The following is an 18479-nucleotide window of genomic DNA, read 5'->3' as shown; positions in this document are numbered from 1 at the left end:
GTGCATCCCGCAACGATCCGGACCAAGTCGTTGCCGGGCGCGTATGGCCCGGGAGGTACCGGAAGGCTTGCCTTCCCGAAGCGATGGATGGGCCCAACGCTGGCGGCGACGGCGAAACGACAGAAGGCGTTCCGGCACCGCTTCGCCTGTGGCCCGGTCGCGGCCGGCTGTGACGTCGTGACGGTTTCAGCGGCCGTAGGGAACGGCGGCCCGACGATCACGCTGTCGATGTATAGCCACCTACGGCCCACTGCCGAGCATAAGATCAAGGGCCGCCCAACTGAACTGATCCGCGCATCCTTGCCGGATTTGCGGACGGACTCGTTGCGGGCTGGGCGGCCCAGCGAACCCCTTGTTGGCGATAACAGGAAGTGTCAGCGGTAGTTCGTGAACTGGACGGCGAAGTCGTAGTCCTGGGACTTCACCAGCTGCTGGACGGCCTGGAGGTCGTCGCGCTTCTTGGAGGAGACGCGGAGCTCGTCGCCCTGGATCTGGGCCTTGACGCCCTTGGGGCCCTCGTCGCGGATCAGCTTGGAGATCTTCTTGGCGTCCTCGGAGGTGATGCCCTCCTTGAGGCTCACGGTGATCTTGGAGACCTGGCCGGACTGGCGGGGCTCGCTGGCGTCCACGATCTTCAGGCTCTGGTTGCGCTTGACCAGCTTGCCCTGGAACACGTCCAGCACGGCCGAGGCGCGGTCGTCGGCGGAGGCCTCGATCTCGATCACGGCCTCGCCGTTCCACTCGATCTTCGCGCCGGTGCCCTTGAAGTCGAACCGGGTGGCGATCTCGCGGGCGGTCTGGCCCAGTGCGTTGTCGACCTCCTGGCGATCGATCTTGCTCACGATGTCGAACGACGAGTCAGCCATGGGTACTCCTTCTTCCTCGCCCGGTCAGTAGCGGGCAAGCGGTTCGGTTCGGTTCGGCGCCCTCGGTTTTCGCCTCGGGCGGCCACTGCGCTATTGTTGCTGCTTGCTACGGCCCGGCCAAGCCGGGGGTGGCGTGCGGCAGATTGCCCGAGCGGCCAATGGGAGCGGACTGTAAATCCGTCGGGAAACCTTCGAAGGTTCGAATCCTTCATCTGCCACACAGAGCCGGCCTGTGAACTGCGAGAGCAGGGAGCAGGCCGGTTCGCATTTGCGCCCTGACTGATCGCCGAACACCCGGCGAGAGACAATGGCGCAGGCAGACGGAGGGAACACAGGTGGACGGCGAGACGCGCGAGCTGCGCTATCCGCTGGGACAGGCCCGGGCGTTCGTGGTCTGGGCGCTGGCGCTGGCCGTCTACGTGATGGCGGTCTTCCACCGCACCTCGCTGGGCGTCGCCGGCCTGCTCGCCACCGACCGCTTCGAGATCTCCAACTCCGAGCTCGCCGCCTTCACCGTGCTGCAGCTGCTGGTCTATGCGGCGATGCAGGTGCCGGTCGGGGTGATGCTGGACCGCTACGGCCCGCGCGTGCTCCTGGTGGCGGGTGGCGTCCTGATGAGCCTCGGGCAGCTCGCCTTCGCCGTCGTCGAGGGGTTCGGGCCGGCTCTGGTCGCTCGCGGCGTGGTCGGCGCCGGCGACGCGATGATCTTCGCCAGCGTGATCCGGCTGGCGAACTGGTGGTTCACCCCGCGTCAGGTGCCGATGGTCGTTCAGGTCACCGGGATGGTGGGCCAGCTCGGCTCGGTGCTGGCCTCGGTGCCGCTGACCCTGCTGCTGCGCGAGTACGGCTGGAGTCGCACCTTCGCCACCGCCGCCACGGTGGGCCTGGTGATCCTGATCGGCGTGCTGCTGGTGGTGCGCGACTCGCCCTACCTCGAGCGGCAGGTCAGCGAGATCGACCTCGGCGCGCTGGTGCGCTCGCTGCCCGGGGTGTGGCGCAGCCCCGGCACCCAGGTGGGCTTCTGGGCGCACTTCACCTCCCAGTTCGGCGTCAACTGCTTCGCCCTGCTGTGGGGCTTCCCGTTCCTCGTCGAGGGTCAAGGACTCTCCGAGGAGACGGCGTCCACCGTGCTGTTGGTGATGGTCGCCTCGGTGCTCGTCGTGGGCATCGTGATCGCCAAGCTGATCGAGCGCTTCCCCTTCTACCGCTCGCTGCTGGTCTTCGCGGTGGTGGTCGCGATCGCGACCGTGTGGGCCGTCGTCCTGCTCTGGCCCGGGCAGAGCCCGCTGTGGCTGCTGTTGGTGATGGGCGTGGTGACGGCGGTCGGCGGGCCCGCGTCGATGGTCGCCTTCGACGTCGCCCGCACCTTCACCTCGCCGCAGGCGGTGGGCCGGGTGACCGGGGTGGTCAACGTGGGTGGCTACCTGGCCACCCTGCTGGTGACGGCGCTGATCGGCCTGATCCTCGACCTGCATGCGCGCGACGGCTCGACCCGGACCCTCGTCGACTTCAAGCTGGCGATGTCGGTTCAGTTCCTGTTCTGGATCGGCGGCAGCGTGCAGATGCTGCGCTGGCGCCGCCGGGCGATCATCGCGCTGAACCAGGACGACGACACGCACGTTCCGCGGCTGCGCCAGGGCGATCAGGTCTCCGCGCCGCTGATCTGAGGATCTGTCCCGAAGGGCTAGATTGCTGAGATGGGCGATCAGTCAGTGCCGGCGAACACCCGGCAGATCGAGGAGTCGGTGGTCACCGACTTCAGCGATCGGATGAGCTATGGCGGCTACCTGGACCTGGCCACGCTGCTCGCGGCACAACGCCCGCTGTCGCAGCCCGAGCATCACGACGAGCTGCTCTTCATCGTCCAGCACCAGACCACCGAGCTCTGGCTGAAGCTGGTGCTGCACGAGCTCACCGATGCCTGCGCCCGGCTGCGCGCCGACGACCTGGGGCACGCGCTGAAGAACATCGCCCGGGTCAAGCACGTGCAGAAGACCCTTGCCGAGCAGTGGTCGGTGCTGGCCACGCTGACCCCCAGCGAGTACGCCGAGTTCCGCGGCGTGCTGGGCAACTCCAGCGGGTTCCAGTCCTGGCAGTACCGCGCCGTCGAGTTCACTCTGGGCAACAAGAACGCCGCCATGCTCAAGGTCTTCGAGGCCGATCCGCAGGCGCATGCGGTGGTTGCCGAGGCGCTGGACCAGCCGTCGCTCTACGACGAGTTCCTGCGCTACCTGGCCCGCGCCGGCTATCCGGTGCCGGCCTCGGTGCTGGAGCGCGACGTGCGCACCGCCTGGTCCTTCCATGAGGAGCTGGTGCCGGTCTTCGCCGCCATCTACGCCGACACCGCGCAGCACTGGGCGGCGTACGAGACCTGCGAGGAGCTGGTCGACCTGGAGGACAACTTCCAGCTGTGGCGCTTCCGGCACCTGAAGACGGTGGAGCGGATCATCGGGCTCAAGCCCGGCACCGGAGGAAGCAGCGGTGCTCCCTTCCTCCGGCGCGCGCTCGAGCTGACCTTCTTCCCCGAGCTCTACGCGGTGCGCACCGCGCTGTGAGCCGTCGGCCTCAGCCGAACTCCGCCCGGACGGCGTCCGTGTGCGCACCCAGCTCCGGGCCGGCGCTGCGGATGGTTCCCGGGGTTCCGGTGAAGCGCGGCACCACGCTCGGCATCGGCATCGGCTCCGGGTAGCCGGGCGCCTCGATCCGGGTCACCATCTCCCGGGCCCGGTACTGCTCGTCGGCGACGATGTCGGCCGGGGTGAAGATCCGGCCGCGCGGGATCTCGTAGCGGTCGATGGCGGCCTCCACGGCCTCGCTGGGCAGGTGCGAGGTCCACTCCTCGATCAGGGCGTCGAGTGCGACCGCATTCACTCCTCGCGCCTGGTGGGTGGCGAACCGCTCGTCCTCGATCAGCTCGGGCCGGCCCATCGCCTCGGCCAGGCGACGGAAGAGGGAGTCGCTGTTCGCGGCGATCAGGACCTCGACGCCGTCCTGGGTCGAGTAGACGTTGGACGGCGCGACGCCGGGCAGGGTGCTGCCCGCGCGCTGCTTGCTGATCCCGCCGACCTCCCAGTCGGCGACCAGGGACTCGGTGAGGGCGAAGACGCTCTCGTAGAGCGCGACGTCGACCTCCTGGCCCTTGCCGGTGCGGTGCCGCTCGTTGAGCGCTGCCATCGCCCCGCTGACCGCGAAGAGCGCCGCCGTCGAGTCGCCGAGGCTGATCCCGGCCCGGACCGGCGGACGGTCGCCGAAGCCCATCAGTGCCCGCAGCCCGCCCATCGCCTCGGCGACGCTGCCGAAGCCGCGGTCGCTCGCCCGCGGACCGTCCTGGCCGAAGCCGGAGACGTGCACCATGATCAGGCCGGGGTTCTCCGCTGCCAGGGAGGCGTAGTCGAGCCCCCAGCCCTGCATCCGGCCGGGCGCGAAGTTCTCCAGCACGATGTCGGCCTGCGCGCAGATCGAGCGGGCCAGGGCGCGGTCGGCCTCGGCCTTGAGGTCGAGGACCACCGACTCCTTGTTGCGCGCGATCGCCGGCCACCAGAGGCTCTTGCCGTCCTGGAGCACGCCCCAGGTGCGCATCGGGTCACCGGTCGGCGGCTCGATCTTGATCACCCGCGCGCCGTAGTCGCCGAGCAGCTGGCCCGCGAACGGCCCCGCGATGAAGCCGCCGAGCTCGACCACCGTGACCCCGTCCAGGGGCCCCCGGCTCATCGCCGGCCCCCGGCGGGGGAGTGGTCAGTGCGTGGCGCCGTTGCCGTAGACCGTGCGGTACCAGATCGCGCTGAGGATGTCGACGGCCGAGTCGTCGTCAGGAGTCTCGACATCCTCATCGCCTCCCGCCGCGAGCCAGACCCAGCAGAAGCCCTCGAGCATCGAGACGATCGCCGACGCCAGCTGCCGCTCGGGCAGCCCGGGGTTGTGCCCGGCCCGCTCCGCGTTGTGCAGCGTGGTGATCACCTCGCGGATGCCTGCCCCGCGGATCCGTCGCCACCGCGCCGTGTAGGCGTCGTCGCGCATCGACATCTGGAAGACGCCGATCAGCTCCGGCAGGTACTTGCGATACGAGTTCCAGTAGGTGCGCACCGCGCCGCGGATGTCCTGCTCCGGGTCGCCGGTCTGTGCAAGCAGCGAGCCCTTGAGCACCTCGTCGGTGAACTCCTCGAGCAGCGCCTCGAGCAGCTGCTCCTTGTTCTCGTAGTAGTTGTAGAACGATCCCGCCGAGCGGCCGGCCGCCGCTGCGATGTCCGAGATCTTGGCGTTGAAGTAGCCCACTTCGGCGAACGTCGTGCGCGCGGCTTGCAGGAACGCTGCCTCGGTCCGCTGGCCCTTGGAGGTTCCGGACATGCTGATTCGCCCTTTCGTGGGGTTGGGAGGCTCGGGTGGCCGATGAGGCCGCTGACGAGTCTTGTCGCCGCATGAGCATATTCATTTCCTCCTGGGGGGTTGCGCAAACTCAATTCTGAATCTAACGTCAGAATCAAGTTTTCGGAACCCCCAGACCTGAGGAGAGATCGGCATGGCGATGATGAACGGGGCCCAGTACCTGGCGTCCTTGCAGGACGGACGGCGCATCTTCGCCGAGGGCGAGGAGATCAAGGTCCTGGCCGAGCACCCCCAGTTCGCCAAGTCGTTGCGCCTGGTCGCGGAGGGCTACGACGCCCACTACCAGCCCGGCGCCGACGCCAGCGGCCCGTACTTCAAGATCCCGCGCAGCAAGGAGCAGCTCAAGGAGCTGCTGACCGAGCTGATGGAGTGGGACATGGTCACCGTGACCACCAGCCAGGGCCTGCTCGCGCTGCTCACCGCAGCGGCTCGGATGCGCGAGGACCTGCCGGAGTACGCGGAGCGGATCGAGCGGTACTTCGCCTACTGCCAGGAGAACGACCTGCGGTGCGTGCAGGCGATCACGGACGCCAAGGGCGACCGCAAGTTCTCGCCCGGCAAGCAGAGCGACGAGGACTCCTACACCCACATCGTCGAGCGCCGCGAGGACGGCATCGTGATCCGCGGCGCCAAGCTGCACATCTCTTCGGCCGCGGTCAGCCACGAGCTCGTGGTGATGCCGACCAAGGCGATGAAGGAGGGCGAGGAGCAGTACGCCGTCGCCTGCGCGATCCCGGTCAACGCCCCCGGCGTCAAGATCGTCAACACCAGCTACGCGCCGCGCGAGCGGATCGAGGACTTCCCGGCCAGCAGCGAGCACAACATGCCCGAGGGCTTCATCATCCTCGACGACGTCTTCGTGCCCAACGAGCGGATCTTCCTGGCCGGCGAGACCAAGCACTCGCCGACCTTCGCCCACGCACTCGGCCTGTGGGAGCGGCTCGGCGGCACCGCCCACATGGCGGAGTTCGGCGACACGCTGGTCGGCCTGGCCCAGCTCATCGCCGAGGCCAACGGCACCGAGAAGATCGTGCACATCAAGGAGAAGATCGCCGAGATGGTGATCTACTCCACCCTCGTGCGCTCCGGCCTCGAGGCGGCGATCGCCAACGCCGCCCCCAGCCCGGAGGGCTGGTACTTCCCCAGCGAGCTGTACACCAACGCGGCCAAGCACTACGCGGCCTCCGAGTACGGCCTGATGACGCGGCACCTGCACGACATCGGCGGCGGCTCGATCGTCACCGCTCCCTCGATCGCGGACCTGGAGAACGAGGAGGTGGGCCCGGCGATCCGCAAGTACATGTCCGGCAAGGACGGGATCGACGGCGAGTACCGGCTGCGGCTGTTCCACGCCATCCGCGACTTCACCGCGGACGCCTACGGCGGTTGGCAGCTGGTCACCATGATCCAGTCCGGCGGCGGCCTCTACGCCCAGCGGATCGTGGCCCGCAAGCACTACGACATGGAGAACGCCAAGGCGCTCGGGCGGAAGCTCGCGGGGCTGGCATGACCACTCTGGCCGTCCCCACGGACCTGGCGGCGTTCGCCGATCACGTCCGCGAGCAGCTCCAGGCGCTGGCGCCGGCGTTCGTCGGCGAGCCCTCGGCGCTCGAGGACGACGACCGGATCGCCTCCGTCGAGGAGCTCCGCGACGGGCACGAGGAGGAGGTCGCGCAGGTCCGTGCCCTGCAGGCGGCCCTCTTCGACGCCGGCATCGCCTGGCCGAGCGGACCCGTCGAGCTCGGCGGGCTGGGCCTGACGCCGGCCCACGACGCCGTGCTCGAGGCCGGCCTCTCCGACCTCGGCTTCCCGGGCCGCGACGCGCTCTTCGTCGGTCTCAACATCGTCGCGCCGGCGCTGCGCCACCACGCCCAGCCGCAGGTCCGCGAGGCCGAGCTGGTCGCGCTGTACCGCGGCGACAAGATCGGCTGCCAGCTCTTCTCCGAGCCGGGCTCCGGCTCCGACCTGGCCAGCGTCTCCACCAAGGCGGTGCGCGACGGCGACGACTGGGTGCTCACCGGCCAGAAGGTGTGGACCTCGATGGGGCACCTGGCCGACGTCGGCGAGGCCCTGGTGCGCACCGACCCGACCGTGGCCAAGCACGCGGGCCTGACGATGTTCCTCGTCGACATGCACGCGCCGGGCGTGACCGTGCGGCCGATCCGACAGATGACCGGCGGTGCGGCGTTCAACGAGGTCTTCCTCGACGGCGTCCGGGTGCCCGACAGCCACCGGATCGGCGAGCTGGGCCAGGGCTGGCGGGTGGCCAACACCAGCCTGGGCTCGGAGCGCTCCACGATGAGCGGTGCCTCCGGGCCGCTGACGCCCTACGTGCTGGAGCGGCTGACCGCGCTGGTGCGCCGGCTCGAGTCCGAGAGCGACCCGGTGCACCAGCCGCAGATCGCGCGCACGGTCGCTGCGGTCACCGCGATGCGCGCGGCCGCCGGCCTGAGCGCGGGCTCCTGGACCCACCAGCTCGAGCCGGTCGCGGGATCGGTGCTCAAGATGCTGATGGTCCGCGCGCTCGACGAGATCGTCCGGCTGGTCCAGGCGGTCCTCGGCGAGCGGCTCGCGGTCGACCACGGCGAGCCGGACACCTTCGCGTGGTCCGAGTTCGTGCTCGGCGTGCCCGCGCTGCACCTGGCCGGCGGCACCGACGAGATCCAGCGCAACGTGATCGCGCAGCGGGGCCTCGGGCTGCCGCGTCGCTGAACCTGGGCCCGGTCCGCACCGCGACCACGGCCCGTCCACCACCCACCCTGAGTTGTAAGGAGCCGCACCATGGAATCGTTCGTCCAGCTCCGTAGCGGTCGGACGCCTCGCCAGATCCACCGCGACGTCGAGGACCTGAAGGACGACGAGCTGGGGCGCTTCGGCTTCAGCGGCCGCGTCGCCCACCTGTACCGCAAGAACGACCCCACCAAGTTCCGCCTCGAGGGCGATCTGGGCGGCGTCGACACCGACACCTTCGCGCTCTCCCCGAGTGACGAGAGCGACCCCAGCGGTGAGCCGCTGCTGATGTTCTTCAACGACGACTGCCGGATCCTGCTCAGCAAGCGGGCCGAGGCGGCACCGCACTGGAGCCGCAACGTCGACGGCGACGAGCTGGCCTTCGTGCACCAGGGCAGCGGCTACTTCGAGACTGAGTTCGGCCGGCTGCCCTACCGCACCGGCGACTGGGTCTACCTGCCCAAGTCCTGCACCTACCGGCAGGTGCCCGCGGAGCGCACGCATCTGCTGATCGTCGAGGCCACCGACGACTTCCGGGTGCCCCGCGACGCCTACCTGGGCCGGTTCTTCCCCTTCGACTCCTCGCTGATCGCGATCCCCGAGGCGGAGGCGTTCCCCGAGGACGGGCGCGAGGAGTACGAGGTCAGGTTCAAGCAGCGCAGCGGCCAGACCCGCCTGTTCTATGGGTTCCACCCCCTCGACGTCGAAGGGTGGAAGGGCGACAATTTCCCCTTCACCTTCAACATCGAGGACTACGACGTGCTCGGCTCCGACGACGTCCACCTGCCGCCCACGGTGCACCTGTTCATGGAGGCCACCGGCGTCTACGTGATGAACTTCCTGCCCCGCCCGGCCGAGGGGAAGCAGGGCGTCGAGCGGATCCCCTGGTACCACCGCAACGTCGACTACGACGAGATCGCGTTCTACCACGGCGGCAGCGTCTTCGGCATCGACATGCCTGCCGGGCTGATCAGTCACGCACCACAGGGGTTGCACCACGGCATCCCCGAGCGCGCCCGTGAGCGCGCCCGTCGTCGTCACGACGAGGACAAGACCGTGGAATGGAAGGTCATCGCCATCGACACCCGACGTCGACTCACCGCCACTGCCGCCATGTCGGCAGCGGTCCAGGTCGAGGTCCCCGAGGAGGTCCGGGTATGAGCACGAAGCACGCGTATGAGCGGATCCCCTATCTGGTGGTCTTCGCGGACAACTCCGCGTTCCGCGACACCTACGGCGGCGTCACCGAGGACGTCGTCCTGGAGAGCTATCTCCTGCGGCCCACGGATCACTCCTCCGACACGGTGATCGTCTTCATGCACCCGATCGGCGGCGGCGCCTACCTGCCGATGAGCAACGCACTGCCGCGCGCCGGGCATCACGTGATCTACGCGAACTCCCGCTACCGCGGGCAGGACTACGGCCTGATCATGGAGAAGGTCGTCCAGGACCTCGGTGCGGTGATCTCGGACGCCCGCGAGCGCCTGGGCTACAAGAACGTGATCCTGGCCGGCTGGAGCGGGGGCGGCTCGCTCTCGCTCTACTACCAGCAGCAGGCGCAGCACGCCACGGTCACCTCGACGCCCGCCGGCGACGGCCCCAACCTCACCGAGCTGGACCTGCCGCCCGCCGACGGGATGATGCTGCTGGCCGCCCACGTGAGCCGGGCCGGCACGCTGACCGAGTGGATGGACCCGTCGATCCTCGACGAGAGCGACCCGACCAAGCGCGACCCCGAGCTCGACATCTACAACCCCGACAACCCCAACCAGCCGCCGTACTCGCCTGAGTTCATCGAGCGCTACCGGGCGGCGCAGATCGAGCGGAACCGCAAGATCACCCGCTGGGTCAAGGAGCAGCTGGCCGAGTACAAGGCCAACGGCGAGCCGTTGATGGAGCGCGGCTTCGTGGTGCACGGCACGATGGCCGACCCGCGCTGGCTGGACCCCACCCTCGACCCCAACGATCGGGTGCCGGGACGCTGCTACCTGGGCGATCCGCGGATCGTGAACATGGGACCGGTCGGCCTGGCCCGCTTCTCCACGCTGCGCAGCTGGCTGTCGCAGTGGAGCTGGGACGACGCCCACGGTGACGGCCCGGTCTGCGCGGCCGACCTGAAGGTGCCGACCCTGGTGATCGGCAACTCCGCGGACGACGCCTGCACCCCGAGCCACACCCAGCGGCTCTTCGACGGTGTCGGGCACCCGGACAAGGAGCTGCACACCATCGAGGGCGCGACCCACTACTACTCGGGCAAGGCGCAGGTGCCGTACCTCAACCAGGCCGTCGACGTGATCACCGAGTGGCTGGCGGCCCGTGGGTGGGCAGCACGGTGACCTCCGAGCTCACCGCGCCGATGCCGCCGGTCCTGCTGGAGCAGGTGTTGCGCAGCAACGCCCGCCAGATGCCGGACCATGTGGCCGTGGTCGGCACTCAGGTCCCGGTGACCTGGGCGCAGCTCGACGCCGGCGCCGACCGGGTGGCCGGGATCATCGCGGACACCGGCGGAGCCGGCTCCCAGGTGGCCTTCTTCGGTGCCAACGACTTCGGCTACCCGATGGTGCTGGTGGGTGCCCATCGCCAGCGCTCCGCGCTGGTGGGTATCAACTGGCGCCTGCCGGACGAGTCGATCCGCGCCTCCTGCCAGCAGGTCGGCGTGACCCACGTCTTCACCTCGGTCGCGTTCGCCGAGCGGGCTCGGGCGATCATCGCGGACAGCGAGATCCACCTCGTGGTGATCGACCAGAGCACGGCCGAGCCCTGGCCGGAACAGGCACCGGGAGCGACCCTCCCAGCAGAGCCGGACGACGTCGCGATGGTCTTCTTCACCTCGGGATCGACCGGTGTGCCGAAGGCGGTTCCCTACACCCGCAAGGCGTTCGAGATCGGCGCGTCGACCCCGGTCGTGCACGGCTTCACCAACGACTCGACGCTGCTGGTGGTGCCGCCGACGTTCCACCTGGCCGGCTCCTACTGGGCGCAGTACGGGATCCTCTACGGCGCGCGGCAGGTCTATCTTGCCGATGCCTCGCCCGCGGCCCTGGTGGCCGGCATGGTCGAGCACGAGGTCACCCATGCGGTGCTCGTGCCCACCCTGATCCGGATGCTCCTGGACCAGCTCGCGGCGCAGGGCACCAGCCTGCCCGCGTTCCGGCACCTCGCCTACGGCGCCTCGCCGATGCCGGTGCCGATGATCCGTGAGGCGCTGGCGGTGATCGGCTGCGAGATGTGCCAGGTGTTCGGGATGACCGAGGCCGGCGGCGTCGTCACCTACCTGCCGCCCGAGGACCACGTGGTCGGCGGGCCCCATGCCGCGCGGCTCGGCTCCGCCGGGCGGCCGACCGCGGGCGTCGAGGTCGAGGTCCGCGACCTGGTGCTCGATGAGCCGGTGCCGGTCGGCACCTCGGGCAACCTGTGGTTCCGCACCACCTTCATGGCCGACCACTACCTCGGCCAGCCGCAGGCCTCGGCAGCGGTCTTCGTCGACGGCTGGCTGAACTCCCGCGACGTCGGCCGACTCGACGCGGACGGCTACGTCTACGTCGAGGGCCGCTCCGACGACATGATCATCACCGGCGGCGAGAACGTGCACCCGAACGAGGTCGAGTCGGTCATCACCGAGCTGGCCGAGGTCGTCGAGGTGACGGTCTTCGCGACACCGGATCCGCAGTGGACCCACAAGGTCAACGCCGCCGTGGTGCGACGCGACGAGTCGCTGAGCGCGGAGCAGGTGCGCGAGCACTGCCGGAGCCGGATGGCCGGCTACAAGGTGCCCAAGGAGATCCACTTCCTCGAGGCACTGCCCAAGACAGCAACCGGCAAGGTGTCGCGCTCCGCCGTGGTCGCCGCCGTCCAGGAGGAGGTCCGATGACCGACGAGCTGACCCCCGACGAGATCCGCCAGGCACTGCGTGAGGTCTTCGCCGATCAGGGCGGTCTGGTGGAGGTGCGCGGCGCCCGCGACGGCCACGACCGGCAGACCCCGCTGGCCGTAGCCGGCTTCGACCCCGAGCGCTGGGCCACCCTGGCCGAGCAGGTGGGGCTGGCCGCGCTGGCCGCCCCGGAGCAGTGGGGCGGGCTCGGGCTCGGCCTCGCCGCACTCACCGCAGCCGTCGAGGAGTGCGGAGCGAGCCTCTACCCGGGGCCGGTGAGCGCTGCCCTGCAGGTCGGCCTCGCGCTGCGTGGGGCCGACCCGGCCAGCACCGACGCGGAGATCGTCGACGCTGTCGAGGCGATGCTCGCCGGCCGGATCGCGGCAGGCTTCGGCAACGGCGAGGGAACCCTCGTCGACGGCCGCTTCGACGGCACCCTGCACCGGGTGACCCACGGTGCGGTCGCGGGGCTGGCGCTGGCCGAGGTGCGGTTGCCTCAGGGCACGGCGCTGGTCCTGGCGGTCGTGCCCGAGGGAAGCGATCGTCGCCGGGTCGAGGCGATCGACCTGACCACGCCGCGTGCCGATCTGGGCCTGCGCAACGCCCCGGCCGTCGTCCTGGCCATGGGCAGCGACAAGCCGGCCCGCACCAGCCACGTCACCGCCGGCCGGCTGCTGTTGGCGGCCGAGCAGGTCGGCGGCATCGAGGGGTGCCTTGCCCAGATGGTCGACTACGCCAAGGTCCGCGAGCAGTTCGGCGCGCTGATCGGCAGCTACCAGGCGATCCAGCACCGGTGCGCCGAGACCGCCATCGACGCGGCGTCCTCGCGGGCGCTGGTCGCGGCGGGTGCCGAGGCCTTCGACCGCGACGAGGTCGCCGTCGCCTACCGGTACACGCTGCTCGCCCAGGCCGAGGCCGCCAGCCGGTTCGTGGCCGCCTCCGACAGCCTGATCCAGGTCTGTGGCGGCATCGGCTTCACCTGGGAGCACGACGCTCACCTGTTCTTCCGCCGCGCCCGCGCGATCGCGCCCCGCGGCGGCGCGCCCGAGGCGCTGCGGCACCGCGCGGTCGAGGCCGGATGCCTCGACCTGCTCGCCCCCGCCTGACCGTTCCGTACGAGAGGACCTCCATGTCTACAGCAGTAATCGTCCAAGCCGTCAGGACACCGATCGGCAAGCGGTTCGGCTCCCTGTCCGGCTGGCATCCGGTCGAGCTCGCGGCCGAGGTGATCGCCGCCGTCGTCGAGCGCTCCGGCGTCGACCCGGCCAGCATCGACGACGTGATCATGGGCTGCGTGAGCCAGGTCGGCCCGCAGTCCACCAACATCGCCCGCAACGCCGCGCTGGCCGCCGGGCTCCCGCAGACGGTGCCCGGCACCACCATCGACCGGCAGTGCGGGTCGTCGCAGCAGGCCATCCACTTCGCGGCCCAGGCCGTGCTCTCCGGCGCCCAGGACATCGTGCTCGCTGCCGGCGTGGAGTGCATGAGCACCGTGCCGATGTTCTCCAACGCACCCGGCGGAGACATCCGTGCCGTCTACGGGGAGCGGCTGATGTCGCGCTACGCCGACCGGGAGACCTTCGGTGTCGCCGGTCTGGTGCCCCAGGGGCTCTCCGCGGAGTCGATCGTGGCGAAGTGGAGCCTGTCGCGCGAGCAGCTCGACGGCTACGCGCTGGCCAGCCAGCAGCGCGCTGCTGCGGCGCGCGCCGAGGGCCGCTTCGAGCGCGAGATCGTGCCGGTGCAGCGCAAGGTGCGGGACCGCGAGACCGGCGAGGTGACCGTCCACGACGAGCTGTTCAGCGTCGACGAGTGCATCCGGGAGAGCACCGCCGAGGCGCTTGCCGGCCTCAAGCCGTCCTTCCTGCCCGACGGCAAGGTGACCGCCGGAAACGCCTCCCAGATCGTCGACGGCGCCGCCGCCCTGCTGGTGATGCGCGAGGAGACCGCCCGCGAGCTGGGCCTGGAGCCGATCGCGGCGATCCGGCAGATGAGCGTGATCGGTGCCGACCCGGTGGAGATGCTCACCGCCCCGATCCCGGCCACCCAGCTGGCGCTGCGCAAGGCCGGCATGAGTGCCGACGAGATCGACCTCTACGAGGTGAACGAGGCGTTCGCCCCCGTCGTCCTGGCCTGGCAGCAGGAGATCGGCGTCGGCTCCGAGAAGGTGAACGTCAACGGCGGCGGCATCTCGCTGGGCCACCCGCTGGGTGCCTCCGGCGCGCGGCTGATGGTCACCCTGATCCACGAGCTGCAGCGCACCGCGGGCCGCTTCGGCCTGCAGACCATGTGCGAGGGCGGCGGCATGGCCAACGCCACGATCGTCGAGCGCCTGTCGTGACGCTGACCGCCGACCTCAGTGGCCGGGTGGCCGTGGTCACCGGTGCCTCCTCGGGCATCGGGCGCCACTTCTGCTCGCTTCTGAGCCGCAGCGGCGCCACCGTGGTGGCCGCCGCGCGCCGCCTCGAACGGCTGCAGGAGCTCGCGGACGGCGAGCCGGGGATCGTGCCGCAGGCGTGCGATGTGACGCAGGCCGACGACGTCGCCCGGCTGATCGAGACCGCGATCGTGCACGGCGGCCCGCACGTGGTGATCAACGCCGCCGGGTTCGGCGAGGCGACGCCGGCCGCCGAGACGTCGATCGCCGACTTCCAGCGCACGCTGGAGGTCGACCTGACCGCCACCTTCGCCGTGGCGCAGGCCGCAGCAGCGGCGATGCCCGAGGGCGGGTCGATCATCAACATCGCCTCGATCCTCGGCCTCTCCGGCTCCTGGCCGGTCACCCAGGCCGCCTACTGCGCGGCCAAGGGCGGCGTCGTCAACCTGACCCGCCAGCTCGGTGCGGAGTGGGCGCGCGACGGGATCCGGGTCAACGCGATCGCTCCCGGCTGGTTCCCCAGCGAGCAGACCGACGAGATGTTCGCCAACGAGCGCTCGCTGAGCTGGGTCAAGCGGAACACCCCGGTCGGGCGCCCGGGGCGGCTCGACGAGCTCGACGGCGCACTCCTCCTGCTGTCCTCGGACGCCAGCAGCTACATCACCGGGCAGATCCTCGCCGTCGATGGCGGCTGGACCGCCCACTGAACCGGAACGAAAGGACAGCACGGTGCGCCGCACCCTCTACGAACAGACCCACGAGGACTTCCGGGCGAGCTTCCGCACCTTCGTCGCGACCGAGATCGTGCCGCATCACGAGCGCTGGGAGCAGCAGGGCCGCGTCGACCGGGAGATGTTCCTCAAGGCCGGCGAGCAGGGCTTCCTGTGCATGGCCGTGCCCGAGGAGTACGGCGGCCTCGGCGAGAACGACTTCCGCTACAACGCGATCATCGGCGAAGAGCTGCAACGGGCCGGAGTGATCGGCTCCGGCATGTGCATCACGCTGCACAACGACGTGATGCTGCCGTACCTGATGGAGGCGACCGACGAGGAGCAGCGCAAGCGCTGGCTGCCCGGCATGGTCACCGGAGAGATCATGGCGGCCATCTCGATGACCGAGCCCGGGGCCGGATCCGACCTCGCCGCGCTGCGCACCTCGGCCCGGCTCGACGGCGACGAGTACGTGCTCAACGGTGCCAAGACCTTCGTCACCAACGGCCTCAACGCGAACCTCTACGTGGTCGCGGTGCGCACCAACGCGGCCGAGAAGCACAAGGGGATCAGCCTGATCGCGGTCGAGGAACCGACTCCCGGCTTCGACCGCGGCCGTCACCTCGACAAGATCGGGTTGCGCAGCCAGGACACCGCCGAGCTCTTCTTCGACGACGCCCGGGTGCCGGCCGCCAACCTGATCGGCGAGGAGGGGCGTGGCTTCACGATCCTGATGGAGAACCTCGCCCAGGAGCGGCTGGGACTGTGCGTCTCGGCGATCTCGGCCAGCCGCACCGCGCTGTCGTGGACGGTCGACTACTGCGCCCAGCGCGAGGCCTTCGGCACCCGCGTGCTTGACATGCAGAACACCCGCTTCACGCTGGCCGAGCTGGCCGCGCGGATCGATGCCACCCAGGTCTTCGTCGATCACCTGATCGCCTTGCACAACAGGGGCGAGCTGAACAGCGTGGACGCCGCCAAGGGCAAGCTGCTCACCACCTCCCTGCAACGCGAGGTGGTCGGCGAGTGCCTGCAGCTGCACGGTGGCTACGGCTTCATGCGCGAGTACCCGATCGCGCGGGCCTACCTCGACGCCCCGATCCAGACCATCTTCGGCGGCACCAACGAGATCATGCGCGAGATCATCGGCCGCACCCTGGAGGGCGAGCACGGTCGCGCGGCACTGGACGGACGGTCGGCATGAGCATCCGGATCGCGCGCAGCGAGGGGGTCGTCGAGATCACCTTGGACCGTCCCGAGAAGCGCAACGCGATGACCGACGCGATGTGGGCGCAGCTGGAGGCTCATCTCGCCTCCATCGACCCCGCGTCCGGCGACCGGGTGCTGGTGATCACCGGTGCCGGCGAGGCCTTCTGCGGCGGCTCCGACGTGGACGGCCTGCTCGACGATCTGCCGTCGCTCCCGGCCCGGATCGACGTCTCGAACCGCTGCGTGCTGGCGATGCGCGAGCTGCCGATCCCGACCATCGCCAAGGTCGACGGGATCGCCGCGGGCTCGGCGCTGAACCTGGCGCTGGCCTGCGACCTGCTCTACGCCAGCGACCGGGCGCGCTTCGCCCAGCTCTTCGTGCACATCGGGCTCTCCGTGGACAGCGGTGCGAGCTGGCTCCTGCCCCGGCTGGTGGGGGAGCGCAAGGCGCGCGAGCTGTGCCTGCTCGGCGAGCAGGTCTCGGCAGCCGACGCGCTGGCGATCGGCATGATCAGCAAGGTCGTGCCCGCCGCCGAGCTCGCCGCGACGGTCGCCGAGGTGGCGAGCCGCCTGGCCGGCTACAACCCGGCCGCTCTGGCCGGCACCAAGCGGATGGTGAACCAGACCTGGCAGCTGGACCTCGCGGGCGCACTGCGCGCCGAGACCAGCAACCAGGTCGCGGTGATCCGGACCGACCATGCCCGCACGCTGATCGAGCGATTCACCCGTCGTTGAGGAGGCTCGGATGACCACCCCACCCCAGGCCGTGCGGATCGTCGAGGTCGCACCGCGCGACGGCCTGCAGAACGAGTCGGTGCTGTTGAGCACCGAGCAGAAGAGCACGCTGGTGCAGCACGCGATCGCCGCGGGCGCCACCAACGTCGAGGTGACCAGCTTCGTGCATCCCAAGGCCGTGCCGGCGATGGCCGACGCCGAGGCGCTGCTCGCGATGCTGGAGCCGGTCGACGGCGTCACCTTCAGTGCGCTGATCCTCAATGAGCGCGGGCTCGACCGGGCCCTGGCTGCCGGGGTGCGCGAGGTGAACATGGTCGTGCACTGCACCGAGACGTTCAGCCAGCGCAACCAGGGCACCGACATCGCCGGCGGGATCGCGATGTGGGGCAGGGTCGCGGCGACGGCCCGCGCCGAGGGCGTGCGCGCGAACCTCACCCTGGCGGTCGCCTTCGGCTGCCCCTTCGAGGGCGAGGTCGCGGCCGAGGTGGTGCGCGAGGTCGCCTCCCGCGCCGTCGAGGCCGGTGCTCCGGCGGAGCTCTCGCTGGCCGACACCATCGGCGTCGCGGTGCCCCGCGACGTCACCACCCGCTTCGCCCTGGCGGTCGGCGTCGTCGGCGCCGGCACCGCGCTGCGTGCGCACTTCCACAACACCCGCAATGCCGGGGTGGCCAACGCCCTGGCCGCCGTCGAGGCGGGGGTGGGCATCCTCGACGCCAGCCTCGGCGGCATCGGTGGCTGTCCCTTCGCGCCGGGCGCCACCGGCAACGTCGCCACCGAGGACCTCGCCTACGCCCTGCAGCGCAGCGGCATCGCCCATGGCCTCGACGACGCCGCGTTGCGCGCCGGCGGGCTGTGGCTGAGCGAGCAGCTGGGGCGGCGACTGCCGTCCATGGTGCTCGCCGCCGGGGGCTTCCCGCAGCCCGCCGCGGGCTGAGCCGTCCCGCCGTCCTGAACCGCGGTCCTTCCGCACCCCATCCCAAGGAGCCGACACGTGCCTGAGCTCACCTCCTTCACCGTGACCACCCACGACCAGATCGTTCTCGCCACGCTCGACGTGCCGGGGCGGAGCATGAACGTGATCGACCAGGCGGTGCTGCGCGAGCTGCGCCTCGTCGTCGAGTCGTTCCTCGCCGACGACGAGCAGCAGGGCCTGGTGCTGGCGTCGGGGAAGAGCGGCTCCTTCGGCGGCGGCGCGGACCTCCGCACGCTGCCCGCGCTCGCCGACGATCCGGGCACGCCGGAGTTCCTGGCGCAGACCCATGCCCTGATGGAGCTGATGGCGGACGCCGAGAAGCCGATCGTGGTGGCCATCGACGGCTACGCCTTGGGCGGCGCGCTGGAGGTGGCGCTCGGCGGCAGCAGCATCGTGGCCACCGATCGCTCGCAGCTCGGACTTCCCGAGTCGACGCTCGGCCTGATCCCCGGCGGTGGTGGCACCCAGCTGGTGCTCGACCGGGTGCCGGCCGCGGTCGCCGTCGAGCTGATGGTCAGCGGCCGCACCCTGACCGCGGCGCAGGCGCTGGAGGTGGGGCTCGTCGACGAGATCGTCCCTGCCGAGAAGCTGCTCGATGCCGCCCTGGAGCGGGCCCGCGGCGCGCGGG

General features: G+C 70.4%; 17 protein-coding genes and 1 tRNA gene. 15 read left to right on the top strand and 3 right to left on the bottom strand.

Annotation, left to right across the window (positions count from 1 at the left end; translation table 11 throughout):
- Positions 1-374 precede the first annotated feature (374 nt).
- A complete protein-coding gene (locus ABD151_RS07825) occupies positions 375-866 on the bottom strand; it encodes a YajQ family cyclic di-GMP-binding protein (RefSeq protein WP_343993022.1) in 492 nt (163 codons plus the stop codon).
- A gap of 137 nt (positions 867-1003) precedes the next feature.
- Between ABD151_RS07825 and ABD151_RS07820 the strand changes: the two genes are divergently transcribed.
- The 3 genes from ABD151_RS07820 (at position 1004) to kynA (ending at position 3421) form a co-directional block, all read left to right on the top strand.
- A tRNA-Tyr gene (locus tag ABD151_RS07820) sits at positions 1004-1084 on the top strand.
- A 117-nt stretch (positions 1085-1201) separates the two neighbouring features.
- On the top strand, positions 1202-2533 hold the full coding sequence (locus ABD151_RS07815; RefSeq protein ID WP_343993020.1) for an MFS transporter: 1332 nt from the start codon (positions 1202-1204) through the stop codon (positions 2531-2533).
- Between the two features lie 30 nt (positions 2534-2563).
- Positions 2564-3421 carry a tryptophan 2,3-dioxygenase gene (gene kynA, locus ABD151_RS07810; protein ID WP_343993018.1) on the top strand — a complete coding sequence of 286 codons (858 nt, stop codon included), beginning with the start codon at positions 2564-2566 and terminating at the stop codon, positions 3419-3421.
- 10 nt (positions 3422-3431) lie between these two features.
- On the opposite strand, the gene ABD151_RS07805 is transcribed toward kynA, so the two are convergent.
- Both ABD151_RS07805 and ABD151_RS07800 read right to left on the bottom strand, forming a co-directional pair.
- Entirely contained in the window at positions 3432-4577 is a 1146-nt protein-coding gene (locus tag ABD151_RS07805) for a CaiB/BaiF CoA transferase family protein (protein ID WP_343993016.1), read from the bottom strand.
- A 24-nt stretch (positions 4578-4601) separates the two neighbouring features.
- Complete coding sequence (locus tag ABD151_RS07800) at positions 4602-5210, bottom strand: TetR/AcrR family transcriptional regulator (protein ID WP_343993014.1); 609 nt, start codon at positions 5208-5210, stop codon at positions 4602-4604.
- 172 nt (positions 5211-5382) lie between these two features.
- Here ABD151_RS07800 and ABD151_RS07795 point away from each other — a divergent pair, with 172 nt between their 5' ends.
- The 12 genes from ABD151_RS07795 to ABD151_RS07740 all read left to right on the top strand — a co-directional run.
- Positions 5383-6759: a 4-hydroxyphenylacetate 3-hydroxylase N-terminal domain-containing protein gene (locus ABD151_RS07795; RefSeq protein WP_343993012.1), complete on the top strand. Its 1377-nt coding sequence runs from the start codon at positions 5383-5385 to the stop codon at positions 6757-6759.
- Complete coding sequence (locus tag ABD151_RS07790; protein WP_343993010.1) at positions 6756-7961, top strand: acyl-CoA dehydrogenase family protein; 1206 nt, start codon at positions 6756-6758, stop codon at positions 7959-7961. The genes ABD151_RS07795 and ABD151_RS07790 overlap by 4 nt, the downstream gene beginning before the upstream one ends.
- 69 nt (positions 7962-8030) lie before the next feature.
- Positions 8031-9140 (top strand): homogentisate 1,2-dioxygenase, encoded by a 1110-nt coding sequence (locus ABD151_RS07785; RefSeq protein WP_343993008.1) that lies wholly within the window; start codon positions 8031-8033, stop codon positions 9138-9140.
- Positions 9137-10315, top strand: a complete 1179-nt coding sequence (locus ABD151_RS07780; RefSeq protein ID WP_343993006.1) for an alpha/beta hydrolase — start codon at positions 9137-9139, stop codon at positions 10313-10315. The genes ABD151_RS07785 and ABD151_RS07780 overlap by 4 nt, the downstream gene beginning before the upstream one ends.
- The gene (locus ABD151_RS07775; protein ID WP_343993004.1) at positions 10300-11850 is read left to right on the top strand and encodes a class I adenylate-forming enzyme family protein; all 1551 of its coding nucleotides are present in this window, start codon (positions 10300-10302) and stop codon (positions 11848-11850) included. Before ABD151_RS07780 ends, ABD151_RS07775 begins: the two co-directional genes overlap by 16 nt.
- A complete protein-coding gene (locus ABD151_RS07770) occupies positions 11847-12956 on the top strand; it encodes an acyl-CoA dehydrogenase family protein (protein WP_343993002.1) in 1110 nt (369 codons plus the stop codon). Before ABD151_RS07775 ends, ABD151_RS07770 begins: the two co-directional genes overlap by 4 nt.
- Before the next feature lie 23 nt (positions 12957-12979).
- Positions 12980-14188 carry a thiolase family protein gene (locus ABD151_RS07765; protein WP_343993000.1) on the top strand — a complete coding sequence of 403 codons (1209 nt, stop codon included), beginning with the start codon at positions 12980-12982 and terminating at the stop codon, positions 14186-14188.
- Complete coding sequence (locus ABD151_RS07760) at positions 14185-14931, top strand: SDR family NAD(P)-dependent oxidoreductase (protein ID WP_343992998.1); 747 nt, start codon at positions 14185-14187, stop codon at positions 14929-14931. Before ABD151_RS07765 ends, ABD151_RS07760 begins: the two co-directional genes overlap by 4 nt.
- Before the next feature lie 22 nt (positions 14932-14953).
- A complete protein-coding gene (locus tag ABD151_RS07755; protein ID WP_343992996.1) occupies positions 14954-16138 on the top strand; it encodes an acyl-CoA dehydrogenase family protein in 1185 nt (394 codons plus the stop codon).
- A complete protein-coding gene (locus ABD151_RS07750; protein ID WP_343992994.1) occupies positions 16135-16878 on the top strand; it encodes an enoyl-CoA hydratase/isomerase family protein in 744 nt (247 codons plus the stop codon). The genes ABD151_RS07755 and ABD151_RS07750 overlap by 4 nt, the downstream gene beginning before the upstream one ends.
- Positions 16879-16888: 10 nt before the next feature.
- Positions 16889-17812: a hydroxymethylglutaryl-CoA lyase gene (locus ABD151_RS07745; RefSeq protein ID WP_343992992.1), complete on the top strand. Its 924-nt coding sequence runs from the start codon at positions 16889-16891 to the stop codon at positions 17810-17812.
- A 57-nt stretch (positions 17813-17869) separates the two neighbouring features.
- On the top strand, positions 17870-18479 hold a 610-nt coding region (locus ABD151_RS07740; protein WP_343992990.1), incomplete at its 3' end, for an enoyl-CoA hydratase/isomerase family protein.

This window comes from Nocardioides dubius, assembly GCF_039528155.1.
Lineage (GTDB): Bacteria > Actinomycetota > Actinomycetes > Propionibacteriales > Nocardioidaceae > Nocardioides > Nocardioides dubius.
The sequence above is the reverse complement of the archived record's forward strand: the minus strand, read 5'-3'. Positions and strand labels throughout refer to the sequence as shown.